The sequence below is a fragment of the Candidatus Nitrohelix vancouverensis genome (assembly GCA_015698305.1).
Lineage (GTDB): Bacteria > Nitrospinota > Nitrospinia > Nitrospinales > VA-1 > Nitrohelix > Nitrohelix vancouverensis.
Genome location: CP048620.1, coordinates 2,951,771 through 2,978,001, shown reverse-complemented (window position 1 = coordinate 2,978,001; position 26,231 = coordinate 2,951,771). Strand labels below are relative to the sequence as shown.

Below are 26,231 nucleotides of genomic sequence, written 5' to 3'. Positions count from 1 at the left end.
AAGCGCGTTGTCGTCTCTTGACAGGGTAGGGGGAGAATGGATTACAATGAACAAAAAAACCGAATTGGATATGGAGGAATCGATTGAACTATTTGACAAGCCTGTGCGCGGCGATTGTATTTAGCGGAGCCGTTTGGGCGACCGATGTTTCGGCAAGCCCTTGCGGTGACAGAGACACCACCGTTTGCACGATAGAAATGTGGTTGGAATACAAGCATAAGAAAAACAACAAAGAAATCCGTGAATTTCTTAAATCCAAATCCTTCAAGGTATTGCGGAACACGATCCAGTACTGGAAGCGACGGGGGGGGCACCCGCCCACCAATGTGGCTCTCGGTAGCGGTTTGACAGCGCAAGACGCGCAGTTGGTCATAGACATTGCCCTCAAGTACAACGATAATGTCGACGGCCTGATTTTTCAAAGTCTCAACCCTCCCAATTATGCGGCGATCGCAACGTCTGCCTGGGATGACAAGTCCGAAACGAAGATCACCCCCGAGCAATTGGAGTCGCTACGAAATCCCGCTTTGACCACCGAGGAATTTCACAAGCTCTACCGGGAACTCACCGGCGAAGAGAATATCGCTCCGAGTTTCTATTGATGCTTTCAGGCCCAGATAGCGCGTGATCGGGCAGGAGCTTTCCCTATTAGGTTTGACAAAACAATATTGATCTGGTAGAAGCAACCGTTTATATTCTTCCAGTAATTAAAGTCATAGAATCATAATCAACTAGCTGATTTTTAATTCAAAACGAAACCCTGGCAGGCGGTACGCCTGCGCCAAGGATAATCATCGGGGAAAAAATAGATGCTTGATTTAGCGTTTGCCATGATGCCTCCTCCAGAGGGGCAAGAAGGAGGACCGGGACTGTTGGGCATGTTGCCGCCCATGATCATGATGTTTTTGATCTTTTACTTCATCCTGATTCGTCCTCAACAGAAAAAGCAAAAAGAATCTCAGAAAATGCTGGAAGCGCTGAAGGAAGGCGACAACGTCGTGACCTTGAGCGGAATCCACGGCACCATCAAGAAAATTAAAGAAGATACGGTTGTTCTGCAGATATGCGAACAGCCTCACCCGGTGAAGATTAAAATCAACCGTGCTTCAATAGCACTTAAAAGGGAATAACGTAGCGGAATGTATCGAAACCTGAGATGGAAAATTCCACTGATCGCCTTGGTATTGCTGGGCGCGTCTTGGTTGTCTTATCCGTTGGAAGAAAAAATCAATCTGGGTCTGGACCTGCAGGGCGGTATGCACCTGGTTCTCGAAGTCGAGGTCGAGAAGGCGGTGGAGACCAGTCTGGAACGTCTGGCCGACGACCTGAAACGCGACATCGACGAGAAAGACATCGAAGCGGATCGTATTCTCGCGTTGATCGAGGAATCCGGCCTTAAAATCGCTTTGCTGGATGAAGACGATGCCGCCGCTGTTGCGACCCTGATTTCGGAACGCTATCCCTTTTTGGAGAAACAGGCGTCCGGAGCGGACAAGCTGGCTCTGGTTTATCATTTGAGCTCGGATCAGGTCAAACGTATCCATGAAAACGCGGTGAGTCAGGGTTTGGAAACCATTCGCAATCGCGTCGATCAATTCGGCGTGTCCGAGCCGAGCATTCAGGTTCAGGGCGAGCGCCGGATTCTCGTGCAATTGCCGGGCATCAAAGACGCCAGTCGGGCGATCAACCTGATCGGCAAGACGGCGCGCCTGGAGTTCAAACTGCTGGACGAAGACAACAGCATTCAATCTGCGCTGGCCGGCGTCATTCCAGAAGGAAGCGAAATTCTGCATGAGCGCGTGGTGAATCGCGAAACCGGCGTCGTGGAAAAAGAACCACATTTGTTGAAAAAGAGGGCGGTTCTGACGGGCGACACCTTGACGGGCGCGATCGTGAGTTACGATTCGGATTTCAACGAGCCGTATGTGTCGTTGACCTTCAACAGCATCGGGGCCATGTTGTTCCAGCAGATCACCCGAGACAACGTGAAAAAACGCCTGGCTATCGTTCTCGACAATACGGTGTATTCCACGCCGGTCATTCAGGAGGAGATTGCCGGAGGCCGAGCGCAGATCACGGGACAATTCACAACAGAAGACGCGCGCGACCTGGCCATTGTCTTGCGCGCAGGCGCCTTGCCCGCTCCGGTCACGATTCTAGAAAACAGAACGGTTGGACCTTCTTTGGGTAAAGATTCGATCCAGAAGGGAATCGAGTCTATCATTATGGGCGGCATTCTGGTGGTCATCTTCATTTTGGTGTACTACAAACTTTCGGGGGTGATTGCCAATATTGCCCTGGTCTTGAACATCGTATTATTGCTGGGCGCTCTGGCGTATTTTGGAGCCTCGTTGACCTTGCCCGGCATCGCAGGAATCATTTTGACGGTGGGCATGGCGATCGACGCAAATGTGCTGGTTTTTGAGCGTATTCGCGAGGAAATCCGCATCGGCAAGACGGTGCGAGCCGCTATCGACGCAGGATTTGCCAAGGCATTTCGAACGATTGTGGATGCGAACATCACCACCTTCATCGCCGCCGTGGTTTTATTTCAGTTCGGCACCGGGCCTATCAAGGGGTTTGCTATCACCTTGTGTATCGGAATCGCCGCAAGTATGTTCACGGCGGTATTTGTCAGTCGAACCATTTTCGACAGCGTGATGAGCGCCCGGAAAATAGAAAAGTTGAGCATATAAATGGAAATTTTCAAGACGGAAACCAAAATTGATTTCTTGGGCAAGACCCGCATCACGCTGGCCTTGTCCGCGATTTTGATTTTTATAAGCATCGCCTCTATCGCGTTTCATGGCGGGTTGAATTACGGAATCGATTTCGCTGGCGGCACCCTAGTTCAATTGAAGTTTAAAGAGCCGCCGTCGATCAATGACGTGCGAGATGGATTGAAGACGATGGGTATGGGCGAAAGTTCCATTCAGGAATTCGGCTCTAAAAACGATATCCTCATCCGCGTGCAACGAAGCGACGGCAAGCTGGAGGCGGTGGGTCAGAATATACGCGACGCCTTATCGTCTAAATTCAACAAAGATGATATTACTGTTGAACGCGTGGAGATGGTGGGGCCGAAGGTGGGTAAAGACCTGCGTGAAAAAGCTCTGCTATCCATTCTCTACGCGATCATCGGTATCGTGATTTATATCTCCTGGCGTTTCGAATTCCAATACGCGATTGCCGCCATTCTGGCTTTGATACACGACATCGTGATCACTGTCGGCGCATTTTCACTGCTCGATAAAGAATTCACCCTGACGATTGTGGCGGCGATCCTGACGATCATCGGCTATTCGCTGAACGATACCATCGTTGTGTTTGACCGCATACGCGAGAACCTGCGTCGACGCGGTAAATTCAGTTTAACGGAAATCATTAACGGAAGCATCAACCAGACCTTGAGTCGAACCCTGCTCACCTCCGGGACGACGCTCCTGGTCATGATGGCTATTTTCCTGCGCGGCGGAGAGATCATTCATGATTTTTCCTTCGCGTTGCTGATTGGCGTGGGCATTGGCACATACTCCTCCATATTTGTGGCCAGCGTTTTTCTGGTTTACTGGGAATCGCGGGCCCGCGCGCGCTAGGTTCTGCCCCGGCGCGGCACATTGAGTTGTCATCCCTCCTGCGCCATGATACATTTATTTTCACCCCTTTTTAATGAATGCGAGGCGCTTTAAATGAATCCTCAGCTTGAGCTATTGATCTCACTCCAGAACATGGACACCGAAGCGCAGGGAATGGAGCGCGCCCTGAACGCGATTCCCGGACAAATCCAGGCCGGAACAAGCGAACGGGATTTGAAGAAACAACGCGCCGATAAGGCTCTGGAGGAAATCGAGTCTCTGAAAAAGAAGCGCAAGGATCTCGAACGCGGCGTTCAGGATCAAAACGACCACATGGCAAAGATAAAAATGAAATTGCCGAACGTGAAGACGAATAAAGAGTACAGCGCCATCCTGACCGAAGTCGATTCTGTGAAAGAGAAAATCTCGCAATTGGAAGATCAGGAGCTTGAGATCATGGAAACGCTTGAGCAGAAGGAGAGCGAGTTCCCAGCAATCAAAGCGCAGTTGGATGAGGAAGAGGCGCACTTTAAGGAATATACGGCGAAAAAGGAAAATGAGGCGAAGCGCGTCAAAGACGAAATTCAGGCATTGGAAGACCGTCGACAGCAGATCACCCGGCAAGTGGAACCGACCTTGTTGAAACGCTATGAAAAAATATCCAAGGCGCGCGAGGGGGTTGGCGTGGTGGGTTTGAAGGGGATGATCTGCCAGGGGTGCCATCAAAGCGTTCTGCCTCAGATGATGATCAAGGTCAAGGCGGGTAAGGAAATTCTTGATTGCATGAATTGTCTACGGATGTTGTTCTGGGTTGAAGAACCCGAATCGGAGACTGCGGCGTCGAAGTAAACCGGGCGGCCGCCGTTGCAGGGCTTGCTCTGCGAGGGAGGAAAGTCCGGGCTCCACAGGGCGGGATACTCCGTAACGCGGAGTGGAGGCGACTCCAAGGAAAGCGCCACAGAAAAGACACAGCCTACCCGTCGGTTTTCCGGCGGCGGCAATGGTGAAAAGGCGAGGTAAGAGCTCACCAGTACCGTTGGCGACAGCGGTAGCTTGGCAAACCCTATCCGGAGCAAGGTCAAATAGGAAAGCGTTTGAGGACGGCCCGTCCGATGCTTTCGGGTTGACTGCTTGAGCCTGTCGGCAACGGCAGGCCTAGATTGATGGTCGCCGCCCCGTTTCGGCGGGGAACAGAACCCGGCTTATTGGTTTACTTCGACCCCTTTCTTTTTTATTTCCACCCATTTTCACTCCAATACCAAAAGCGCTCTCAGCGCGAAATTTTTGAAATTTGTTTTTGACTGCTGATATGGCGGGTGATGGCTTCGCCGAGCGGGTCTGAGTAGTCGTTGGTCAACGCCATCGCGATGATTCCCGCCACCATGATGAGCGTTAATACGGGTTTCCACATCCTGTTATCCCTCCCTGGATAATGTTTTCTTCTATCCTTGTTTTCGGGTTTCTCTAGGAAGGGCTTGAGAGTGCGGCGCATTTTCCAACTTTTCCTGCGCTAATTCAGAGTATTTCGAATCGATGTTTTTTTAGCGAAACGCGACGCCATAACGCCCGTGAATGGGCGTGGCTAGAGAACGCCGCGGGCGCGGCGGCTTGTCGTCTGTCTTTTGGAAGCGCTTGAACTTCAGGAGAGGTCGTACTTCAGTTTGAGTTCCTTCATCTGCCGATCATCGACCCTTGAAGGCGCTTCGGTCATCAGGCAGGATGCTTTCTGCGTCTTCGGGAATGCGATGACGTCGCGAATGGAGTCCGCTCCCGTTACCAGCATGGCGATGCGGTCGAGACCAAAGGCGATGCCTCCATGAGGCGGCGCGCCGTATTCCAGTGCGTCGAGGAGGAAGCCGAATTTTTCACGGGCTTCCTTGTTCTGGATGCCGAGCAATTCAAAGGCCTTTTCCTGCACGTCTTTCCGGTGGATACGAAGGCTCCCGCCGCCGATCTCGTTGCCGTTGAGCACGAGGTCGTAAGCGCGCGCCAGCAATTTCTCGGGCGGCGTGTTTTGCAGGGCTTCGAGATTTTGATCGGTCGGCGCAGTGAAGGGATGGTGCATTGCGGTGAAGCGTTTTTCTTCTTCGTTGAATTCGAGTAAAGGGAACTCGGTGACCCAGATGAAATTTTTCTTTTTCTCGTCGATCAGGTTGAGACGTTTCGCGGCGGCGAGTCGAATGTGCGCGAGAGAGTCAGCGACCACTTTCGCGGAGTCGGCGCAAAATACAAGAACGTCCCCGGGTTTGCCCTGCATTTGTTCCAGCAGTGCGTCGAGCATGGGCTTTTCAAAAAATTTGATGATGGGCGACTGCAGTTCATTTTCCTGAATCTTGATCCAGGCCATTCCCTTGGCGCCGTAGGTTTTGGCGACTTCGGTCAAATCGTCGAGCGCTTTACGCGACAGGGTCTCAGTTGCGTTTTCAATGCGGATGGCTTTCACCTGGCCACCGCTCTCAAGCGCCTGCTCAAATACTTTGAATCCGCTTCCCTTGACGGTGTCGGACAAGTCCACCAGTTCCAAGCCAAAGCGCGTGTCGGGTTTGTCGCAACCGTAGCGGTCCATCGCTTCCTGATAGGTCAGGATGGGGAACGGAGCGGTTACGCTTTGTTTGAGGGTCTCCAGAAAAATTTCGCAGATCATTTCTTCGACCAGTTCGAAAATCTGTTCCTGGCTGGCGAAGGACATCTCAATGTCGATCTGGGTGAATTCCGGTTGTCGGTCCTGGCGCAGGTCTTCGTCGCGAAAGCATTTCACGATCTGGAAATAACGATCCATTCCCGACGCCATCAAAATCTGTTTGAATAATTGCGGCGATTGCGGGAGCGCGTAAAAATGATGCGGCGCCACGCGGCTCGGGACCAGATAATCGCGCGCGCCTTCCGGCGTGCTCTTGGTCAGCATGGGCGTTTCGATTTCCATGAAACCGTTGCGGTCGAGAACGTTGCGAGCGGTTTTGGCGACCTGGTAACGCAATCGCAGATTGTTTTGCAGTTCGTCGCTACGCAAGTCGAGGTAGCGGTATTTCAGGCGAATCGCCTCGGAGACTTCCTGCGGCTCCCAGGGGGAAAAGGGCGGCGTTGTCGAGGGATTGAAAATTTCCAGCTCGTCGATATAGACTTCCACCTGCCCGGTGCTGAGTTTTTCGTTGACCATGCCTTCGGGACGTTCGCGCACAAGACCGCGCACGCCGATCACGTAATTGCCGCGCAGAGACTGGGCCTGCTGGTGCGCGAGTTGGTCGATTTGCGGGTTGAGAACGACTTGCGCGATGCCTTCCTTGTCCCACAAGTCGATAAAAATGAGGCCGCCGTGGTCTCGACGGGTATGCACCCAGCCGCACAGGGTTACGTTCTGACCTATCAGGGAGGCGTTCAGTTCCCCGCAGTAATGAGTTCGATTCAATGTATTGGACATGATGATTTGGGAAGCTGAATGGTAACGCCCTCGCGGGCTGGCAGTGGACAAAGACCACCAAGGATAATTAAACGAGGCGCAACTTGCAAGTTTAAAATTGAGCTATTCTTTTGTGTCTTCGGCGGGGGCGGTCAACTCGACTTCGTTTTCTTCCTGCGCTTCTTCCTGTGCCTCTTCCTGTGCCTCTTCTTCAGCCATTCTCAGGCGGGCTTCCTGCTCTTCCGCTTCGCGTTCGGCTTTTTCTCTTTCCAGTCGTTTTTTCTTCAACTGGTGCTCGACCACCATTTGCGGTTTGATCTTGATGGCGACGGGAATATTGACGGTGCTACAAGAGCGAGCGCATACGCCGCATCCGGTGCAGATATTCTTATGGATGACGGGTTTGCTGTCGACCGTCTGGGTGATGGCTCCGGGGATGGGGCAGTCGATCACGCATTGCTGGCAGAAGGTGTCGCCGTAGGCCTGACAGCGGCCTTTATCGAGAATGGCGTAGCCCATGTTCACGTCGCTGGGGCTGGCGACCGGCAACAGCGCCCCGTCCGGGCAGGCGGAGATGCAGGGCAGATGGTCGCACATGACGCAGGGATTTTTCAGCGGTTCGATGTAGGGCGTTCCGGCGATGAAAAAGCCCATTTTCTTGGGCGCTCTTTTGATCGCGTCCTTGGGACAGGCGTGAATGCATTTGTCGCAACGCGTGCAGGCGTTTAAAAAATCTTTCTCTGAAATCGCTCCCGGGGGACGAATCAGGGGAACCCGTTTGGTGATTTTATCGACGGTGGTGTTTACTTTGTCGATTTTCTCCTGAACCGAGTCCATCGCCGGTTTGGCGAAAAAATGAATGCCTTGTTTGAGCAGGTTGCGGCGATCGTATTCGGCCTCCGGTTCTTCGGGAACGATCTCGACTTCTTCCTCTTCTTCTGCGGCGCGCAATTCTTCCCGCACGGCTTCTGCGGCGCTGGCGGCTATGGAGTTTGGGCCGGGAACCGCTTGAGGTTCTTCGTCTTCGGATTTGGAACCGGGTTTGAGTTTGTTGAATATTTTTTTGAAGAAGCCGACTTTGGGCGGAGGCGGAGTTTCATCCTCTTCGGAATCTTCATTCACCTCGTCTTCATGGAGGGTTTCTTCCTCGGACTCGTCCTGTTCTTCGTCCTCTTCAGAGGAGCGGCGTTTTTTCCGGCGTTTTTTTTCTTCCTCTTCCACGGCTTCAGAAAAATCACCGAGTCGCGCGAAAGAGAAGAGATCGCGGCGCGACACCTCCCTGATTTCAGCATTTTTCTTGTCTACGTCTTTTTGATGCTGGCTGGAAATCGTGTCGGCGTCGAGAGCAAGAACATCCCCGTCATTCGAAGCGTGGTCGCCGCGCTGGTCGGCGTCGACATGCGCCTGATCCCAGCCGGGCATGCGCTGGGGTGCGACCTTCTTGTTCTTGAACGTTTTTTTATCGAGTTTGTATCGGAATCGCATGATTGGAACACCGGGCGGGTTAGAGCCAGCGGAACTCGTTTCCTATGAAATGATAATCGTGCCAGTTTTGCGCATCGGCGTTTTCAAGCATGTATTCATCCACGGCCAACACCAGTGGGTGTCCCTTGTTGACAAAGGATTGAACGGTGGGGAAACGAAGCATGAAAACCGTGATGGCGCCGCGAGCGAGACCGAGAAGATGTTCATCTTCCTGAATTTGTTTGATGATGTCAGCGGCGTTGTCAGCGGAAACGGTTTGAAACATGTCTGCCGTGGTTTGCTCCAGTTCGGGCTTTTCGTCGCAGATTTGAGCGGCCTTCATTTGCCATTCCAGGATTTTTTCATAGTCGGACTGGTCGTATTCGCCGTCCATTTTGCCTTCATCCCAGCCGGAACCTTCCAGCGTGCGCTTTCCTTTTTCGTCTTTACGTTCGGCAGTTTCACAAAATGCCAGGTTTGCTTCATCCAGTAAAATTTTTGCTATGGTCTCGGGAGTTGGGGTTTGTGCCGCCATGGGTTGCGTTTGTCTCCTGTAGATGAAAGTTTAATGAAAATACGTTAGTTATTTCGATTGAACCCGGTCATGTCCATCCAGAGAGAGGGGCAGACAAGGGTTTCAGGATGTTCTAATGGTATCATTTAACCTTTGCCAATCCCACACAAAATTGATGAAAACTCCTGACTGAAGGGGCGCATTTCGTAACTTGCTCTGTCGACTGCGCGCTAATCGTACTCTTAAGATTTCTGTAGTCCTTATTTGGATTCAAATGGGCTTGTAATACGATTAAAAAGTTAGTAGTTTTAGGTATTGCGACTTTATTTAGGAAATTTTCCATGAAAAAAGTGATGCTGTTATTTCCGCCGGAATGGGTTCCCACAGCCCCTTATCTGGCGTTGCCCAGTTTGACCTCCGTTTTGCGCCAAAATGGCATAGAAGTGGTTCAAAAGGACATCAATGTTGAGATGTACGACCACTTTTTTACGAGGGAGTTTCTGGAATTTGCGCGCGACAAGATCCTTTCCCGAATCGAGCATTTGAAGGTGAAAGAGGCGCGCGGTCAGGCGACTGAGGAAGATAGCAAGCTGGCTAAAATGTTGACAGACTACACTTATGTCGATTTCGACTACCATATTGAAAAGGTTGAACGCGCCAAGGTCATCATGCGTTGCGAAGAATTCTACGAGGTGGACAAGTGTGAATGGGCGCTCAACGCATTCCGCGAGGTGATGGAATATATATCCGCCGCGTATTTTCCGGCGAGCATCAATTTTTACCCGATGGAAAGCAACCTGAATATTTACCGACCCTGGGTGTCCGAGGATTTGACTAAGGCGCCGTATGACGACGACGTTAATGTTTATGCCGATGTTTGTCGTCGGCTTGTTTTTCCCGCCATCGAAGAGGAGAAGCCCGACTTGATCGGCATTTCCATAGGCACCCCGGTGCAGTTAATGGCGGGAATCACCTTTTCCACTTTGATTAAGGATCGTTACCCGAATATCCATATCACCGTTGGCGGCAATATCATCACGCGCTTGAAGGATGTCCTGCAGAAAAAGGATCATTTGATTGGCAAGGCGTTTGATTCAATGATCTGCTATGAGGGCGAGCATTCCATTGTCCGCCTGGTCGAAGCTCTGGACGGGCAACGCCCGATGTCTGAAGTGACCAATCTTATTTACAAGGATGAAGCGGGCGCCGTTCATGTGAACGAGTTGTATCAGGAGCGGGTGACCGAATTACCGCCGCCGGATTTTGACGGCTTCCCCTGGGAAAAATATTTCTCACCCGAGAAACTGGTTCCTTATCTTGGAACGCGGGGATGTTATTGGGGGAAATGTACCTTTTGCGATCATGGGGCGGGTTATATTGACCAGTTCCGCGCCAAACACGCAGACCAGATTGTCGATGAACTGGAATTTTTGAAGAAAAAATACAACACCCAGCATTTCCTGTTCACCGACGAATCGTTTCCCCCTGCGTTATTCAAAAAGTTACCGCCGATCATGGTCGACCGAAAGCTGGATATTTTCTGGACGACCCTGATCCGTTTTGAAGCCAGCTTGCTGGAACCTGAAGTGTGGGACAAGGCGGCCGAAGCAGGTTGTCGATCCTTGTACTTCGGTCTGGAGTCGGCCAATCAGAGGATCATCAAATTGGTGAAAAAGGACACGGACATCAAGGCGGCTGTCGTCAATTTGTCGGAAGCCCGGCGGGTGGGTATCTGGAGCCATGTCATGGCCTTCTATGGTTTTCCTTCGGAAACCCCTGAAGAAGCCGAAGACACGCGGCGATTTTTATTGGCGAATCAGGATAAAATCCACTCGGTTGAAATGTATTTCTTCGTCTTGTATAAGAACGCGCCGGTTTATAAAAATATTGACGACTATAAAATCAAGGTGACGGATTATCCCGAACATGATCTGGCGATGGATTATTATTACACGCCTGAATCCGGTTTGACGATTGAAGAAGCGATGGAAAAATACCAGAATTTTTATCGCGATGATTTCGACCCCTGGGCGATGCGCATCAACGCGCGCGAGCATGTCTTTCTATACATCACGCATTTTGGAGTGAACGATTTACCCGACCTCTACGTCAAAAACCAGGTTACGGCGGGTGAACCGCAAGCGATGATGTGATTCGGCCCCGGGCGCTTCCCCGGGTTGTAATTGCGATTGAGTGGTGTGGAAAATAAGAAAGGCGCCAAGGGTGGAGAGGGTTTAAACCCGTTGGCGCCTTATTTTGAGGAAACCAGGTTTCCTCAATTCACTGCGTGAATCGGAATTTTAACGACTTCCTCCTGAGCCTCTTTTGATTTGCCCAGTGTGACCTTCAGAACGCCTTTTTTAAATTCGGCATTGATTTTTTGTGGATCGATTCCCGCTGGAACGGGGATCGATCTGTAAAATGAACCGAAGGAACGTTCTGTTCGCACATAGCCGTTTTTCTCCTCTTCGAATTTCTCTTCTTTTTTTTCACCCTTGATGATGAGTTGGTTGTGTGTGAGTTTCACATCGACGTCCTTCTCATCAATACCGGGTAGCTCGGCATTCACGATGAATTCTTTCTCCGTTTCCAACAGGTCGATATTGGGGTAGATTTCTTTCATTGTCCCATTCTCGCCATTAAAGAACGGAGCGTTGAATCCCGAGCTGGAAAAATTATTGAAGAGACGATTCATTTCGTTTTGCAGAGCCGCGAAGGGATTCTCCATTTCCTTTTCACGGCTCCATGGAATCAAATCCTTGATTTTCATGAGTCATCTCCTTGCGATAGAAACCGAACTTCAATTTGAGCTGACGGTTATTTTCTGAGGCGTGAGCTCTTTTTTCTTGGGCAAACTTAGAGTCAACACCCCATGTTTCATAACCGCATTGATCTGGTTTGTTTCAAAGTTTCCTGCCAGGCGGAATGAACGTTTGTAATTGCCTTCTGGGTATTCATGCCAGATCGCTTTCCAATCCGCCCGCGGTCCTTCCGCCTCCAGCTTGCCAGTGATTGTCAGAACGTCCTTGTCGACGGTGACGTCCACTGATTCGCGGCTGACGCCGGGCATATCCATCGCAACGACCACCGTTTCCTCGTGGTCCTTAATGTCCGCCAGCGGCAGATAGGTCTCCCGTTTTTGCATCGGCTCGACAGCCGCCGCTTCAGTTTTCATTTCATCCTGCTCTACTGTTGCTACGTTGGTATCAGACATGATTGCATTCTCCTGTATTAATGCGATTGAATCGCAATGGTTTTGGGTTTGTCTTCTTCCGGGAGGCGCAGGGAAATGGTTAAAATTCCATTTTTAAAATGCGCTTCCGTTTTATCGGAATCGACCCGGAAGGGTAGTTTGATCGTTCTGGAAAATTTTCCAAAGGAACGTTCCTTGACGAAGTAGCTTTCATCGCTTGTCGACTCGCCTGTTTTGCGTTCGCCTTTTAGAGTCAACTCTCGGTTTTTTACCGAGATATCCAGGTCTTCGGGCGAAAGGCCAGGTAGTTCGCAGGTCACGGTGCAACCTTCATCGGTCTGCCAGATATTGACTTTGGGGTAGGCGACTGCGTCGACCCTGCGGTTTGAAAAGCGACGGTTGACCTCTTCCTGCAATTGATTGATCTCCCTGAAAGGGTCCCAGGTTTCCCAATTTGTATAACTGTCGAGTAACATAATGATCCTCCTGAATAAGCATTGGTTGAGTGATAACTACCCTCTGCAAAATAAATAAAATTAGATTTTTGAAGAGTCAAGCGACTGTGTGAAAAATTTTTTTAAGTTTTACAGCCCCGTTTTCTCCTGTAAAATAGCGGTTTTATGGAGCTACTGCGCAAGCTGAGGAAGAAATGTATAGATTAAAATTTTTTAACCCTGCTGGAAAATTGAAATGAGCTGGAGTGATTTTTTTCGACAGACCGCGCTTTGGATTCTGATCTTTTTTATGGGCGCGTTAACTTTTGAAAACTGGGATACGATCAAGTTTTCCCTGTTCGGTCGGCCGATGGCTCAGGACCTTGATTTCAATCGACCGGAGAACCGCTCCAGCGGCGCTCCGTTGGCGACTCGGGATGAAGAGATAACGACGCGGGTGTATGATAATAATCGTTCCGCCGTCGTCAACATCGCGTCGACGGCCTTGTCGATGAATTTCTGGCGACAGATCGTTCCGACGCAAGGGCAGGGGACGGGCGTGATCATTGATCAGCAAGGTTACATACTGACCAACAATCATGTGGTTGAAGGCGCGCAAAAAATAACGGTCACGCTGGACGGTACAAAGCGGGCGGACGCGGTTTTGATCGGCAAGGCGCCGTCGACGGATCTTGCGGTCATCAAAATTCCGTCTCGCTTTGTGGATCGCGTTGCGCGATTGGGGAATTCCGACTTGATTCGGGTGGGTCAAAAGGCCATCGCGATCGGCAACCCCTTCGGTCTGTCGCAGACCCTGACGAGCGGCGTCATCAGCGCGCTGGACCGTCACATCCAGAATGAGGATGGGAGCATTCTTGAGAATCTGATTCAGACCGATGCGGCGATCAACCCGGGTAATTCGGGCGGACCCTTGCTCAATTCGAGCGGCGAGGTGGTGGGCATCAACACGGCTATTTTCAGCATGTCCGGCGGCTATCAGGGCATTGGTTTTGCGATTCCGATCAACCGCGCCAGGCAGGTGGCATCGCAACTCATTACATCGGGAAAATTTGCCGTGCCCTGGCTTGGTGTGTCCGGCCTGCCTTTGAATCCTGAACTTTCGAAAGCGATCGGCGTGGACTTCGACAAAGGCGTCGTGGTGGTCGACGTGGTGATGGGCAGTCCCGCGCACAAGGGCGGCGTGCAGGGCGGGCGAAGGGAAGTCAGTCTGGGAAACATGCGCCTGGCGGTGGATGGCGACATCATTCTCGGCCTCAACGACCGCAAAATTGAAACGATGAACGACTTGACGCAAACGCTGAGTCAATACAAGATCGGGGATTCTGTTCAGCTGAAAGTATGGCGCAACAACCGTTTGTTGGCTTTGAATCTGATCCTTCAGGAAAAACCGGTCTGATTCGCAGTTTGAGTTTCCAGCTCTGGAAAAGGGCGTCGATAGCGGGTATTATAGGGCGCAGACATCTCTGCTTTTCAATTCTGTTTTACCGGACCGAACCATCTAAATGAATTCCAAGGGCAAGCGCATATTATTGGTTGAGGACGAGCCTCACCTGGCTCGCGGGTTGAAGTTCAATCTGGAGCAGGAGGGCTATGACACTTCTGTAGCAGGCGACGGCGAGGAAGCTCTGGAACTGCTCAACCGTGAAGAATTTGATCTGATCATTCTCGATTTGATGCTCCCAAAACTCGGCGGCATTGAAGTCGCCAAACGGATTCGCAAGACGAATATTCGTTTTCCCATTTTGATGCTGTCGGCTAAGTCCACTGCGGAAGACCGCGAGATCGGTTTGGAAGCGGGGGCGGACGATTACCTGACAAAACCCTTTCACCTGCCGGAGCTCTTGTTGCGAGTGCAGGGGATTTTTCGCAGGATCGAATGGTACAAGGAACCGGTCCACGATAATGAAATTTTTCATTTCGACGGCATGTGGATCAATTTCAGCGTGGGGCGGGCTTTGGGCAAAGACGGCGAATTTTTTCTAACTGTCAAGGAATCGATGGTGATGAAGCTTCTGGTTTCAAACAAGGGAAACGTCGTGGGCCGGGAAGAACTGCTGGAAAAGGTCTGGGGCTATGATCCTGGAACCGAAACCCGCACGGTCGATAATTTCATCGCCAAGCTCCGAAAATATTTTGAAAAAAATCCGCAAAAACCTAAACGCATCATCACTGTCAGGGAAAAAGGCTATATGTTTGAAGCCTGATTCCGGACGGCCTGCCTCATCATCTTTTCGTAATTTCCTGATAATCTGAATAGAACACCCCGCGATCCGCATTTATTGCATAGGTGGCTTGTCAGGTCTTATATGCTCAGGGGAAGGCCCAGTTGGTTTGAGTGTCCAGATGGAGTCCGTTCATAATTTCGCTGAGATTTTCCTGAATGGATTCGCTGGATAATTCCTCCAGATAGGGAAATTGACCGAGGACGGGAACCTTGCCAAAAGTTTGAATCAACTCAGCCATGCCAGCCATGACCGGGTCGTCTGCGCGATTTTCAAGGTTGTTGAGGATGACTCCAGCGATGAGCAGTCCTTCCATTTCGGCGACTTTCAGGGTCAGGAGCGTGTGATTCAGAGCGCCGAGCCGAAGCGGGGAGACGACGATCAACGGCAATTGCGTGTCTCGTACGAGATCGACGACGGAGTAATCCTCGCATATGGGAACCATGAGGCCGCCTATGCCTTCCACCAGCATGGGATTTCTTGTCTCTCGTATATGTGAAAATGCATCGAGTATCAGTCCGATATCGATTTCGCGTTGATCCAGCCGAGCCGCCTGGTAAGGCGCCGCCGGGGTTTTTATCTGGTAGGGGCAGACTTGCGAGAGAGCCAAGGTTTCCTGATTGGCCTCCATGAGAAAACGCGCGTCGGAGTTGGCGGGCGAACTGCAGTCCGGGCTGACGCCTGTTTCGATCGGTTTCATCACTCCAGGCTTGTAGCCCATGTTGCGAAAGCAGGCCAACAGTCCCGCTGTGACCGCTGTTTTGCCAGAACCGGTGTCGGTTCCCGTGATAAAAAATCCTTGCTGGGTCATCTACGCATTATCATGAAAAATTTATTTTTGTTATACTGGAGCCGTTTTTTAATTCGAGGCCTTAATTATGAGTTCAGATCGATTGGAAGTTCTCTGCCCCTGTTGCGAGACCAAATTGCAGGTGGATAAATTCACGGGAGAAGTGATCTGGGAAGAGAAGAAAGAAAAGCCCAAAGCCTCTCTCGCCGACATGGTCAAGAATCTTGATTCGCAACGCAAGGAGCAGGAAAACCTGTTCAAAAAGCGAAGCCAGAGCGAGAAAGAGCGCGACCGTATACTTCAGGAAAAATTCAAGGAAGCCCAAAAGAACGTCGACAAACTGGGCGATATCCCTTTGAGAGATATTGATCTGGATTGAATTCATAATTCGATTGTCAAACCGTCGTAGGCGAGTCCGACGTTTTCAGGAAGCGTTTTTGAGACTTCTTCGTGGTCGAATTTATGATTGATATGAGTCAACAAAGCGGTGCGCGGTTTGAGTTCTTCAATGGCTTCCAGGGCTTGGGGAAGGCAGAAATGCGTGGCGTGCGGATCGAATCCCAAGGCATTGATGACGAGTAGATCAAGACCCTGAAGTTTTTCTCTTGCGTCGTCCGTCAGGCCGCTACAATCCGTCACATAAGCCATGTTATTCATGCGATAGGCCGTGATAATCATCTTCCCATGCCACACGTCGACCGGCGTCACCTCGATCCCTCCCAGTTGCAATGAATTCCCGTTGAGCAAATGCATTTGCAGTTGCGGCAGTCCCCCGCCGACCTGGTCTGGAGGAGTGAAGATATAATTGAACTTGCTCTGAATTTCGTCGATGGTTTTCTGGTTGCCGTAGCAGGGCGTGACCATTTTATTGAAAAAATTGAAGCTGCGCAGTTCGTCGATGCCGTGCACATGGTCGGCGTGGTGGTGCGTGTATAACACCGCGTCGATACGGTCGATCTGGTGAGCCAGGCATTGTTGCCGCAGATCGGTGGAAGTATCCACCAGCAAATGGTAGTCGCCGTTTCGAACCAGAATGGAAGAACGCAAGCGTTTGTTTCTGGGGTCTTCGGATTTACATACTTCGCAATGACAGCACAGGGACGGGACTCCGGTGGAGGTTCCGCTTCCGAGAAAAAGTAATTCCATGAAAAAATCCTTAATGTTGAATCTGCTGAAGGCTTCCGGAAAACTTGCAGGGAGCAGATTCAAATTGAATGGTTGAATGCGTGATGTTGAATTTGTTTTTCAACGCGGTCTGAATGTCGGCAAGAACCCGTTCCGCCTGGGTCAGTTGCTGATCGTGCACGAGAGCGTGCGCGCTCAGGGCGTTGACATTGGAGCAGATGCTCCAGATATACATTTCATGCACGTCGAGTACGCCGGGGAGCGACTTCAATTCCTCGGCGACTTCCTTCACGGAAAGATTTTTCGGCGCTCCCTCCATCAGAATATGGAAGGCGTCGGACACGACTTTGCGCGCATTCCATATCAGCAGGAGCGCAATGAGTCCGCCGATCACCGGGTCGATAACCGTCCAGCCTGTGAAATAGATAACGGCGGCTCCGATGATGACTCCCAGCGAGGCGGCGGTGTCGCCAAGCACATGCAGATAGGCGCTCCTGAGGTTCAGGTCGTGCGAATGATGCATCGGGTTCTTGAGTATGAAAATGACGCACAGATTGGCGGCCAGTCCCACAGCGGCAACCAGAACGACGGTCGCGGAGTCTACGTCGGCGGGATTCTGCATGCGTTCCCAGGCTTCGATCAGGATATTGGCGGCCAGGAAGATCAAAAGCAGACCATTGATTAAGGCGGCGAAGATTTCTGCGCGGTGGTAGCCGAAGGTCTTGTCAGTGGGCGAGGGGCGGTGCGCCCATTTGAGCGCTAGCCAGCTCAGCCCCAGAGCGAACATGTCCGAGGCCATATGCGCGGCGTCGCCCAGCAAGGCCAGACTGTTTGCAATGAGACCGCCGACGACTTCGAGAACCAGAATAAAGCTTGTGACCAGAAGCGCCCACAAGAGGCGATTTTGAACGAGGGCGCTGGTGTTCATAGATCAAATATCTTTCAGGCGGTCGCCAGTATAAAGTGCGTTAAGCGATTGATAAAAAACCGAGTTGCACCATCATTTTAAAAACAGGTATTGAGGAAGTCAAGCGAGAGCGGGTACCCAGAATTTCCCGGCGCGTTTCAAACGCCTTGCATGATCGGCAAATCAGGAAGAAAATTGAATTTTTCGCTGGAATTGTGCTAAATTACCTCTTTTCCATTGAACATGATCTTATCATAAGAGGAGTTGCATATGTCCACGTTGGTCGCAAAACAGGCGCCCGATTTTAAAGCGCAAGCGGTAATGCCAGACGGCAGTTTCAAAGAAATCCAATTGTCGAGTCTCAAAGGCAAGTATGTTGTATTGTTCTTCTACCCTCTCGATTTTACGTTTGTATGCCCGACTGAAATCATCGGTTTCAGCGAAAAGATGGACGATTTCAGCAAGCGAAATGTTGAAGTGCTCGGCGTTTCCATCGACAGTCATTTCTCTCATCTGGCCTGGAGAAATACGGATCGAAAAAATGGCGGATTGGGAAGCATCCAGTATCCTCTGGTTGCAGACGTCACGAAAAAAATCACCAGCGACTACGGCGTATTGCACCCTGCGGGAATCGCGTTCCGCGGTCTGTTCCTGATCGACAAGGAAGGCGTGGTTCAACATCAGGTCATCAACAACCTGCCCTTGGGACGTAATATCGACGAAGCTCTGCGCATGGTAGACGCTCTTCAGTTCCATGAGAATAACGGGGAAGTGTGCCCGGCGAACTGGAAACAGGGCGAAGATGGAATGAAAGCGGACCCGAAAGGTTCCAAGGACTATTTCGAGAAGCACAATTAATCGTCGCTTCGTAACAAGGTAACGGTTGAAGCTTAAGGGCGGGAACCTTATGGGTTGCCGCCCTTTTTTTATTTTATGATTATTTTATCCAACGACGATGGTTTCAATGCGCCGGGTTTGCGAACCCTGCGTAAAGAGATCGCGAAAATAGCCGAGGTCCTGATCGTGGCGCCGGAAACGGAGCAGAGCGCGATGGGACACGCCATTTCCATATCCGCTCCGCTCAAGGTGCGCGAAGTGGTGGAGGACGGCGAACGCATCGGCTACGCCGTCAACGGCACGCCTGCGGACTGCGTCAAGATGGCAGTGTCTGTTTTACTGGACGAGCCGCCGGAGCTGGTGATTTCAGGAATCAATCTGGGCGGCAATCTGGGGACTTGCGTGATTTATTCCGGTACCGTTTCGGCGGCCACGGAAGCGGCGATCATGGGCGTTCCTGCAATTGCGGTTTCTCTGGACACCTTCATCGATCCTGATTTTAGCTTTGCCGCCGAGTTTGTGAGAGGGCTGGTTCCGCAAATTCTGGACAAGAAATTTCCTGAGGGCGTGGCTTTGAACATCAATATTCCCGCCGTCCCAAAGAGCGAGATTCGCGGCCTGGCGATCACGCGCCAGGGCAAATCCCGTGTGATTGAAACCTTTGATAAACGAAAAGACCCGAGGAACAACGTTTATTACTGGCTGGCGGGGGAAATGCGTTTCGACGAGGTGGAACAGGACACGGACTGTGAAATGGTGGCTGAAAAATACATTTCGATCACGCCGATTCAGTTCGACCTGACGCGTCATCAGTTCATCGACGAATTGAAAGACTGGAACCTCAAAATAGAAGAATAGAACTCCCTCCTTCACCCGCGTCGCTCCGGCGCAAAAACTCCCATAATAGCTAATAAAAGCGCGAACTTTGTTTTGTGTAACGCGTAAAAACGCCGAAGTTGAAAAACAGGCAAAAAAAACCCCTCTATCGAAAATCGATAGAGGGGTTAACGTTCCGATTGAATCAGACTGCCGGTTCGCCTGCTTTTTCTCCGGCCTTTTCACTAGCGGCTTTATCGCCAGCTTTTTCCCGCAAGGCTTCTTTGCGGCTCAGCTTGACTTTGCCCTGTGAATCGATGTCGATCACTTTGACGTTGATCTCATCGCCTTCCTGAATCTCGTCGCTCACGCTTCGGATTCGGCGGTCGCAGATTTGAGAGATATGAACCAGACCGTCGGTGCCGGGGAGGATTTCCACGAAGGCGCCAAAATCCACGATCTTCTTCACTTTGCCAAGATAAATGCGACCGATCTCGACTTCCTGAACCAGACGTTCGATATAATCGACCGCGGCTTTGGCCGCATCCTCATCCGCAGATGCGATGGAGACCAGACCGTCGTCGTTGATGTCGATGCTGACGCCGGTTTTCTCGATGATTTCGCGAATGACTTTTCCGCCCGGTCCAATGACGTCGCGGATTTTGTCTTTCGGCACCGTCAGGGTAACGATACGCGGCGCGTAACGAGACATTTCCTGACGAGGCGATTCGAGAGCCTTGTCCATTTCGCCGAGGATGTGCAGACGACCTTCTTTAGCTTGTTGCAAGGCCTGCGCCATGATTTCCTTGGACAGTCCGTCAATCTTGATGTCCATTTGCAGAGCGGTGATACCGTCTTTCGTGCCTGCAACCTTGAAATCCATATCGCCCAAATGATCTTCCGATCCGAGGATGTCGGACAGGATCGCCGTTCGGTCGCCTTCTTTGATCAGACCCATTGCAATACCCGCAACCGGAGCCTTGATCGGCACGCCTGCATCCATCAGCGACAAGGCGCCGCCGCAGACCGAAGCCATCGAGGAAGAGCCGTTCGATTCGAGAATCTCGGATACGATGCGGATGGTGTAGGGAAATACGTCCTTGCCGGGAAGCACCGGGGTGAGCGCGCGTTCTGCGAGCATGCCGTGACCGATCTCCCGTCGTCCGGGGCCGGAAACGAATTTCGTCTCGCCCGTACAGAATGGCGGAAAGTTATAATGCAACATGAAGGAGCGGGTTCCGCGGAACTCCAGCGTGTCCATGCGTTGCTCGTCCGAAGAGGTGCCCAGCGTGGTGGTGACCAGCGCCTGGGTTTCGCCGCGAGTGAAGATGGCGGAACCGTGCGTTCGCGGCAGGTATCCAACCATGATCGAAATGGGGCGAACCTGATCGAGACTTCGACCGTCGACGCGCAGTTTCTTATCCAGAATCATATTGCGCACGACTTCTTTTTCGAGATCGTGGAATAAGGAACCGAGAGCGGCTTTGATGGCTGGATCCTGCTCCGGGTTCAATTCTTCCTGAATGGCTTTATCGATTGCCTTGATCTTGTCGGTTCGTTCATGCTTGCCGGTGATAGACATCGAGGCTTCGAGTTCCGCCAATCCGCGTTCGCGAACTTTCTTTTGCAACTCCTGATCGACCGGAGGCGCTTCGAAAGGAACTTTTTCCTTGCCGAGCAATTCGCGGAGTTTGACCTGTATTTCGACCAGCTTTTTGATTCGTTCGTGTCCGAATTCCAGCGCGTCCATCATGACTTGCTCGCTGAGTCCTTTGGAACCGGCTTCGACCATCACGATGGCGTCTGCGGTGCCGGCCATGATGAGGTTGAGGTCGCTTTGTTCGGTTTCTTCAACCGTAGGATTGAATACGAATTTTTCATCAATTCGTCCAACGCGCGCGCCCGCCAGAGGGGTCGTGAAAGGAATGTCGGAAATCATCAGAGACGCCGAGGCGCCGGTGATGGCGATTACGTCCGCCGGATTTTTCAAGTCATGCGACAGAGGCATGCAGATGATCTGCGTTTCATTGCGGAAACCGTCGGGGAACATGGGACGATGCGGTCGGTCGATCAATCGACAAATCAGCGTTTCGAGATCGCTGGGTCGCGCTTCGCGTTTGAAGAAGCCGCCGGGAATTTTTCCTGCGGCGTAAGTTTTTTCTCGATAGTCTACGGTCAGCGGAAAGAAATCCGCTCCTTCCCGGGCGCTCTTGGCCATGGTGGAGGTAACCAGCACCATGGTGTCTCCGGTTCGAATGACGACGGCGCCACCTGCTTGTCTGGCGAGATCGCCAGCTTCTATAGATATAGTTTTCCCGTCAATTTCTATTTCAACTTTTTCCATTAATTTTTCTCCGTTGTCTGATTATCTTCGGATGCCGAGGCGTGTGATGATCTGTTTGTAGCGATTGGCATCTTCTCTTTTTAAATGATCCAGCAGTTTCCTGCGGCGACTGACGATTTTGAGCAGTCCGCGGCGGGAATGGTGGTCTTTGTTGTGGGATTTGAAATGCTCGGTCAACTCGTTCAAACGGGTCGTGAGCAATGCGATTTGAACTTCCGAGGAACCGGTATCGTTCTCATGGAGTTTGTAATCGTTAATAATGTCGGTTTTGTAATTCTTTTCTAAAGGCATTTCCCTTTCCTCATGTTAGCGACGCATGTCCGGGCAAGGATGGGTGAATGTTTTCGAAGTGGAACGGAAAGGCCGGGTTCCTGAAAGGCAAGCCCTGGTTCGTTCCGCTACGAAAACATTCCGCATCATTTCCCGAATTAGCTGTCATTGGTTTTTTGTTCTATATTAAAAAAATAAATTACATTAATACGCGTTTTAATTTGAAGGCGATTTCATTCGGTTCCAACCGCGCATACTCTTCTTCCGTGATCGCCGATTCGACGACAGCCAGCGTCAATCCTGCGTCGTCGGAAACCCGGTAATGTTGTCCTGTTTCAACAGGATGTGCAATGGATTCGATGCTCTGCCGGGTAAGCGCTTTGCCGTTTCCCACTGCGGCGGCGTGATCGGATTTGATCTGAATTGCGGGTAAAAACTGCAACGCCTCTTCTTGTGAAAATAGTTTAGAGCTGATGCTTCCATCGTCGACGGCGGCTTGCAGGTTCTCAAGCGTCAAAGAGGTGTCTCTATTAAATATGCCTACCTCGGTTCTTACCAGTCGCGACATATGAGCATAACAGCCCAAACGTTCCCCCATATCGTGACACAGGGTCCGTATATAAGTTCCAGACGAACACTGTACCACGAAATCAACGCGGTTATCCTCCATTCCGATCATTTCTATAGAATGGATATGGATGGGAACGGCTTTTCGTTCGATAGTAATACCATTTCTGGCCAATTTGTAAAGAGGAATTCCGTTTTTCTTTTTAGCTGAAAACATTGGGGGTACTTGATTTTGCGGGCCTCGGAATTCATTCAGAACTTGTAAAACCTGTTCTCTGGAAATGCCCTCAACGGAACCTTCTGCAATGGTCTTTCCTGTGGAGTCCTGAGTGTCCGTGGCAGAGCCCAGGGTCATCTGGGCTTCATAGACCTTGAGCTGGGCGGTAAGGAACGGAATGATCCGGGTGGATCGGTTCAGACAGATGGGCAACATGCCTTCCGCATCGGGGTCGAGAGTGCCAATATGGCCCGCTTTTTTTACCCCCAGAATGCGTTTGACCTTGCAAACCATGTCAAAGGAGGTCGGACCGGCTGGTTTGTAGAGATTGACGACCTTATTCAGTGTGCAGTCCATTGAGTATACGATTGATTTTATCCACCTTTTCAGCCGTTTCGTCGATTCTGAAATCGATGTTGGGAATGTATCGGAGATACAGGTTCTTGCCAAGAGCTTTGCGGATAAAGCCCCGCGCGCTCTGCAGACCTTCTAAAGCGCTTTCGGCGCTTTTCTTGTCTCCCATAATGCTGACATAAACTCTGGCGAATTTTAAGTTGTCTGTTAATTCGACCGACGTTATGGTCACAAAACCGATTCGCGGGTCTTTCAGCCCGTTTTGTATCAAACGCGATATTTCTTCTAGCAATAATTCCTGAACGCGCTGTGATCGTTTGAATCTCATGGGTTTGTGTCGGTCTGAATGAATATCTTTGAGTTACCTGGCCTTGCATTGGCCCTATTGAAAACTTTGAATTTCAAGAACTTGCGTCGCTCATATTGAAAACTTTAAACTGGCTGTCGATGATTTCCGCCAGGTGCATGTGTTCGATGGCTGAAATCAGCTGGCGCATCATGCCTTCGAGATAAGCCGCGTCGGATCCGACGGAGACAATGCCGAGGTGCAGGTTTTGCCATACATCCTGATCGCCGATTTCGGAAACCGATACGTTGAATTTGTTCTTCAAACGATCTTTGATCGCCCGGGTGACCCTGCGTTTTTCTTTCAGGGATCGGTTGCCGTGCAAGAAAAATTTAATGGAACAACAGGCGACGTGCATGGTCTGCTAAGCCGTCCGGTAGCGCCTTATGCTGTGATTTCTTCCAGCGTGTACGGTTCTACGATATCCCCTTGCTTCACGTCCGAGTATTTTTCGAGGGACAGACCGCATTCGTAGCCCGATTGCACTTCCTTGACGTCTTCCTTGAAGCGTCGGACGCTGAGAATTTTTCCTTCATAGATCACCACATCGTCGCGGATCAGGCGCGCCTTGATATTGCGCTCGACTTTTCCCGACAAGACCTGACAACCGGCAATGGAACCCACTTTGGGGATGGTGAAGACCTGTCGAACTTCGGCGCGGCCCATGATGTTCTCGCGAAATTTGGGCGCGAGCATGCCTTCCATCGCCTGTTGCATGTCGTTGATGGCGTCGTAAATGATGCTGTACATGCGAATATCCACTTCGTCTTTCGCCGCGAGCAAGGTGGCTTTTTCTGTCGGGCGCACGCTGAATCCAATGATGATGGCGTTGGATGCGGTGGCCAGCAGGACGTCGGATTCGGTGATGCCGCCAACGCCGTCGTGGATGATCTTGATTTTGATTTGTTCCGATTCCAGTTTGGACAAGGCCTCTTGCACGGCGTGGATCGAACCCTGCACGTCGGCTTTGATAATCAGGTTGAGTTGCTTGATCGTGCCTTCGGCAATCTGCTGATGGAGGTCTTCCATAGTGACGCGGCTGGATTTGGCGAGTTGCGTTTCTCGTTTCTCCTGAATCCGTTGCGTACTCAACTGACGCGCCTTTTTTTCGTCGTTCACGACGATGAACTTTTCGCCAGGCTCCGGCGTTGCTGGAAGCCCGATCACCTCGACCGGAGTGGAGGGTCCGGCCTGTTTGATTTTGTGTCCCTTGTCGTTGATCAGGGAACGCACCTTGCCAAAGTAGGGGCCGACGATATAGGGGTCGCCGATCTTGAGCGTTCCAGACTGAACGATGAGGGTCGCCACGGGACCGCGGCCCTTGTCGAGTTTGGACTCGATGACGATGCCTTTGGCGCGTAATTTTGCGTTTGCTTTCAGTTCCATGATCTCAGCCTGAAGAGTGATCACTTCAAGCAAATGATCGATTCCGATTTTCTGGAGCGCGGAAACTTCCGCGTAAATAGTTTGTCCGCCCCAGTCTTCCGGCAAGAGTCCCAGATTGGCCAATTGTTTTTTGACTTCTTCCGGATTGGCGTCGGGTTTGTCAATTTTATTGATGGCGACAACGATGGGCACACCCGCCGCATTCGCATGGTCGATCGCTTCTTTGGTTTGCGGTTTGATTCCATCGTCGGCGGCGACGACCAGTACGACGATGTCCGTAACCTGAGCGCCCCGGGCGCGCATCGCCGTGAAGGCTTCATGGCCGGGAGTGTCGAGGAAGGTGACGGAAGAGTTTTCCAGCTTCACCTGATAGGCGCCGATATGCTGGGTGATGCCGCCGGCTTCGCTTTCGGTAATTTTGGTTTTGCGTATGGAATCGAGAAGAGAGGTTTTGCCGTGGTCGACGTGGCCCATGATGGTGACGATGGCGCCGCGAGGCAGGCGATCTTTTTCCAAATCCTGCTCTTCTTCTTCGAAATCCAGGTCGGACTTTTTCTCTGATTTTTCAACTTCGAATCCCAGTTTGTCGGCGACTTTGGCGGCGACTTCGAAATCCAGACTCTGGTTGATGGTGGACATGATTCCAAAAAGCATCAACTCCTTAATGACATCGTTGACCGTGCATTTGAGCTTTTCGGCCAGTTCGCGAACCGGCATGTTCTCAGCCAGTTGCACAATTTCGAAGCCTTCTCCGCCCGTTTCAGGAGTCTTTGCGGCCGGCTCGGGAGCCGCAGCAGCGGCCGCGGCGGCGGCAGATTTTCTTCTTGCCGCACGGCTACTGATAGAGGGTTCCTGTTTGGGAGCTTGTTGTTTTGGCGGCGGCGTTTTCTTGGCGACCGGTTTCGGAGCCGGTTTGGGTTTGTCCTCAGCCTTGACAATTTTCAAGGTGTTTTTTCGCGCATTTTTAGCCGCTTGATCGGCGTCATCGGAGCTTGAAGGAGCGGTCTTTTTCTTGAACGGCGGTTTTGACTGCGGACGTTTAGCCTTGGATTGTTTCTCCTCGGATTTTTCAGGAGTTTTTTCTTTGCCTGCAGGGGTTTTGGCTACCGTTTTAGGTTTTTCCTCAGGTTCCGGACTTTTGGGAGCAGGAGCTTCCTCAACCGCATCGGTTTTTTTCTTCGCGGCTTTGGCCTTTACCTTAACCTTGATGACGTTCTTGGGTTTGGTTTTGCCCTTGGCCTTGACCGTAGCTTTGGCCTTGACGGTTTTTTTCGAGTCACTGCTCGAATCAGAAAACATATCCCTTACGTAGGCGGCCGCCTTATCGTCGATGGAGCTCATATAGTTCTTGACCGGAATGCCCTTCTTTTGAAGCGCATCGATGACCTGGTCGTTTTGCACGTTGAGTTCCAGGGCTAACTTATTGATTCGAATCTTAGCCAAATAAACCTC

At 51.2% G+C, this 26,231-nt stretch carries 27 protein-coding genes and 1 other RNA gene; 12 read left to right on the top strand and 16 right to left on the bottom strand.

Annotated features, from left to right (window positions below):
• Positions 1 to 83 precede the first annotated feature (83 nt).
• The 6 genes from G3M78_13800 (at position 84) to rnpB (ending at position 4,796) form a co-directional block, all read left to right on the top strand.
• Positions 84 to 602, top strand: coding sequence for a hypothetical protein (locus G3M78_13800; protein QPJ66411.1), 519 nt, complete (start codon positions 84 to 86; stop codon positions 600 to 602).
• A gap of 207 nt (positions 603 to 809) precedes the next feature.
• Positions 810 to 1,130 carry a preprotein translocase subunit YajC gene (gene yajC, locus G3M78_13795; protein QPJ66410.1) on the top strand — a complete coding sequence of 107 codons (321 nt, stop codon included), beginning with the start codon at positions 810 to 812 and terminating at the stop codon, positions 1,128 to 1,130.
• A gap of 9 nt (positions 1,131 to 1,139) precedes the next feature.
• A complete protein-coding gene (secD, locus tag G3M78_13790) occupies positions 1,140 to 2,696 on the top strand; it encodes a protein translocase subunit SecD (GenBank protein QPJ66409.1) in 1,557 nt (518 codons plus the stop codon).
• Complete coding sequence (gene secF, locus G3M78_13785) at positions 2,697 to 3,596, top strand: protein translocase subunit SecF (GenBank protein QPJ66408.1); 900 nt, start codon at positions 2,697 to 2,699, stop codon at positions 3,594 to 3,596.
• Positions 3,597 to 3,689: 93 nt separating this feature from the next.
• Positions 3,690 to 4,424: a hypothetical protein gene (locus G3M78_13780; GenBank protein QPJ66407.1), complete on the top strand. Its 735-nt coding sequence runs from the start codon at positions 3,690 to 3,692 to the stop codon at positions 4,422 to 4,424.
• Positions 4,418 to 4,796, top strand: an RNA gene (rnpB, locus tag G3M78_13775) — RNase P RNA component class A. Before G3M78_13780 ends, rnpB begins: the two co-directional genes overlap by 7 nt.
• A gap of 49 nt (positions 4,797 to 4,845) precedes the next feature.
• On the opposite strand, the gene G3M78_13770 is transcribed toward rnpB, so the two are convergent.
• From G3M78_13770 to G3M78_13755, 4 genes are all read right to left on the bottom strand, one after another.
• Complete coding sequence (locus tag G3M78_13770) at positions 4,846 to 4,986, bottom strand: hypothetical protein (protein QPJ66406.1); 141 nt, start codon at positions 4,984 to 4,986, stop codon at positions 4,846 to 4,848.
• 228 nt (positions 4,987 to 5,214) lie between these two features.
• Entirely contained in the window at positions 5,215 to 6,993 is a 1,779-nt protein-coding gene (gene aspS, locus G3M78_13765) for an aspartate--tRNA ligase (GenBank protein ID QPJ66405.1), read from the bottom strand.
• Between the two features lie 102 nt (positions 6,994 to 7,095).
• Positions 7,096 to 8,457 (bottom strand): 4Fe-4S dicluster domain-containing protein, encoded by a 1,362-nt coding sequence (locus tag G3M78_13760; GenBank protein QPJ66404.1) that lies wholly within the window; start codon positions 8,455 to 8,457, stop codon positions 7,096 to 7,098.
• Positions 8,458 to 8,476: 19 nt separating this feature from the next.
• Positions 8,477 to 8,971, bottom strand: coding sequence for a hypothetical protein (locus G3M78_13755; protein ID QPJ66403.1), 495 nt, complete (start codon positions 8,969 to 8,971; stop codon positions 8,477 to 8,479).
• 320 nt (positions 8,972 to 9,291) lie between these two features.
• On the opposite strand from G3M78_13755, the gene G3M78_13750 reads away from it, so the two are divergent.
• Positions 9,292 to 11,103 carry a radical SAM protein gene (locus tag G3M78_13750; GenBank protein ID QPJ66402.1) on the top strand — a complete coding sequence of 604 codons (1,812 nt, stop codon included), beginning with the start codon at positions 9,292 to 9,294 and terminating at the stop codon, positions 11,101 to 11,103.
• A 122-nt stretch (positions 11,104 to 11,225) separates the two neighbouring features.
• On the opposite strand, the gene G3M78_13745 is transcribed toward G3M78_13750, so the two are convergent.
• Genes G3M78_13745 through G3M78_13735 form a run of 3 tightly spaced genes read right to left on the bottom strand, consistent with a single transcriptional unit; the run spans position 11,226 to position 12,619 of the window.
• Positions 11,226 to 11,720, bottom strand: a complete 495-nt coding sequence (locus tag G3M78_13745; GenBank protein ID QPJ66401.1) for an Hsp20/alpha crystallin family protein — start codon at positions 11,718 to 11,720, stop codon at positions 11,226 to 11,228.
• A gap of 30 nt (positions 11,721 to 11,750) precedes the next feature.
• On the bottom strand, positions 11,751 to 12,164 hold the full coding sequence (locus G3M78_13740) for an Hsp20/alpha crystallin family protein (GenBank protein ID QPJ66400.1): 414 nt from the start codon (positions 12,162 to 12,164) through the stop codon (positions 11,751 to 11,753).
• 17 nt (positions 12,165 to 12,181) lie between these two features.
• The gene (locus G3M78_13735; protein QPJ66399.1) at positions 12,182 to 12,619 is read right to left on the bottom strand and encodes an Hsp20/alpha crystallin family protein; all 438 of its coding nucleotides are present in this window, start codon (positions 12,617 to 12,619) and stop codon (positions 12,182 to 12,184) included.
• Positions 12,620 to 12,887: 268 nt separating this feature from the next.
• Here G3M78_13735 and G3M78_13730 point away from each other — a divergent pair, with 268 nt between their 5' ends.
• Both G3M78_13730 and G3M78_13725 read left to right on the top strand, forming a co-directional pair.
• Complete coding sequence (locus G3M78_13730; GenBank protein ID QPJ66398.1) at positions 12,888 to 13,994, top strand: trypsin-like serine protease; 1,107 nt, start codon at positions 12,888 to 12,890, stop codon at positions 13,992 to 13,994.
• Between the two features lie 106 nt (positions 13,995 to 14,100).
• Positions 14,101 to 14,802, top strand: coding sequence for a response regulator transcription factor (locus G3M78_13725; GenBank protein ID QPJ66397.1), 702 nt, complete (start codon positions 14,101 to 14,103; stop codon positions 14,800 to 14,802).
• 106 nt (positions 14,803 to 14,908) lie between these two features.
• On the opposite strand, the gene bioD is transcribed toward G3M78_13725, so the two are convergent.
• Complete coding sequence (gene bioD / locus G3M78_13720; GenBank protein ID QPJ66396.1) at positions 14,909 to 15,631, bottom strand: dethiobiotin synthase; 723 nt, start codon at positions 15,629 to 15,631, stop codon at positions 14,909 to 14,911.
• Positions 15,632 to 15,698: 67 nt separating this feature from the next.
• On the opposite strand from bioD, the gene G3M78_13715 reads away from it, so the two are divergent.
• Positions 15,699 to 15,989: a 2-nitropropane dioxygenase gene (locus G3M78_13715; GenBank protein ID QPJ66395.1), complete on the top strand. Its 291-nt coding sequence runs from the start codon at positions 15,699 to 15,701 to the stop codon at positions 15,987 to 15,989.
• A gap of 2 nt (positions 15,990 to 15,991) precedes the next feature.
• Here G3M78_13715 and G3M78_13710 read toward each other — a convergent pair whose 3' ends face one another.
• On the bottom strand, positions 15,992 to 16,756 hold the full coding sequence (locus tag G3M78_13710; GenBank protein QPJ66394.1) for an MBL fold metallo-hydrolase: 765 nt from the start codon (positions 16,754 to 16,756) through the stop codon (positions 15,992 to 15,994).
• A gap of 10 nt (positions 16,757 to 16,766) precedes the next feature.
• Complete coding sequence (locus G3M78_13705) at positions 16,767 to 17,663, bottom strand: cation transporter (GenBank protein QPJ66393.1); 897 nt, start codon at positions 17,661 to 17,663, stop codon at positions 16,767 to 16,769.
• Between the two features lie 249 nt (positions 17,664 to 17,912).
• Here G3M78_13705 and G3M78_13700 point away from each other — a divergent pair, with 249 nt between their 5' ends.
• Entirely contained in the window at positions 17,913 to 18,500 is a 588-nt protein-coding gene (locus tag G3M78_13700) for a peroxiredoxin (protein QPJ66392.1), read from the top strand.
• 75 nt (positions 18,501 to 18,575) lie between these two features.
• Positions 18,576 to 19,337: a 5'/3'-nucleotidase SurE gene (surE, locus tag G3M78_13695; GenBank protein QPJ66391.1), complete on the top strand. Its 762-nt coding sequence runs from the start codon at positions 18,576 to 18,578 to the stop codon at positions 19,335 to 19,337.
• 163 nt (positions 19,338 to 19,500) lie between these two features.
• Here surE and pnp read toward each other — a convergent pair whose 3' ends face one another.
• From pnp to infB, 6 genes are all read right to left on the bottom strand, one after another.
• A complete protein-coding gene (pnp, locus tag G3M78_13690) occupies positions 19,501 to 21,639 on the bottom strand; it encodes a polyribonucleotide nucleotidyltransferase (protein ID QPJ66390.1) in 2,139 nt (712 codons plus the stop codon).
• A gap of 21 nt (positions 21,640 to 21,660) precedes the next feature.
• Entirely contained in the window at positions 21,661 to 21,930 is a 270-nt protein-coding gene (gene rpsO, locus G3M78_13685) for a 30S ribosomal protein S15 (GenBank protein ID QPJ66389.1), read from the bottom strand.
• Between the two features lie 178 nt (positions 21,931 to 22,108).
• Positions 22,109 to 23,050, bottom strand: a complete 942-nt coding sequence (gene truB / locus G3M78_13680) for a tRNA pseudouridine(55) synthase TruB (protein ID QPJ66388.1) — start codon at positions 23,048 to 23,050, stop codon at positions 22,109 to 22,111.
• Positions 23,031 to 23,375, bottom strand: coding sequence for a 30S ribosome-binding factor RbfA (gene rbfA, locus G3M78_13675; protein ID QPJ66387.1), 345 nt, complete (start codon positions 23,373 to 23,375; stop codon positions 23,031 to 23,033). Before rbfA ends, truB begins: the two co-directional genes overlap by 20 nt.
• A 73-nt stretch (positions 23,376 to 23,448) precedes the next feature.
• Positions 23,449 to 23,751 carry a DUF503 domain-containing protein gene (locus tag G3M78_13670; GenBank protein ID QPJ66386.1) on the bottom strand — a complete coding sequence of 101 codons (303 nt, stop codon included), beginning with the start codon at positions 23,749 to 23,751 and terminating at the stop codon, positions 23,449 to 23,451.
• Between the two features lie 26 nt (positions 23,752 to 23,777).
• Positions 23,778 to 26,222, bottom strand: coding sequence for a translation initiation factor IF-2 (gene infB, locus G3M78_13665; protein QPJ66385.1), 2,445 nt, complete (start codon positions 26,220 to 26,222; stop codon positions 23,778 to 23,780).
• Positions 26,223 to 26,231 lie beyond the last annotated feature (9 nt).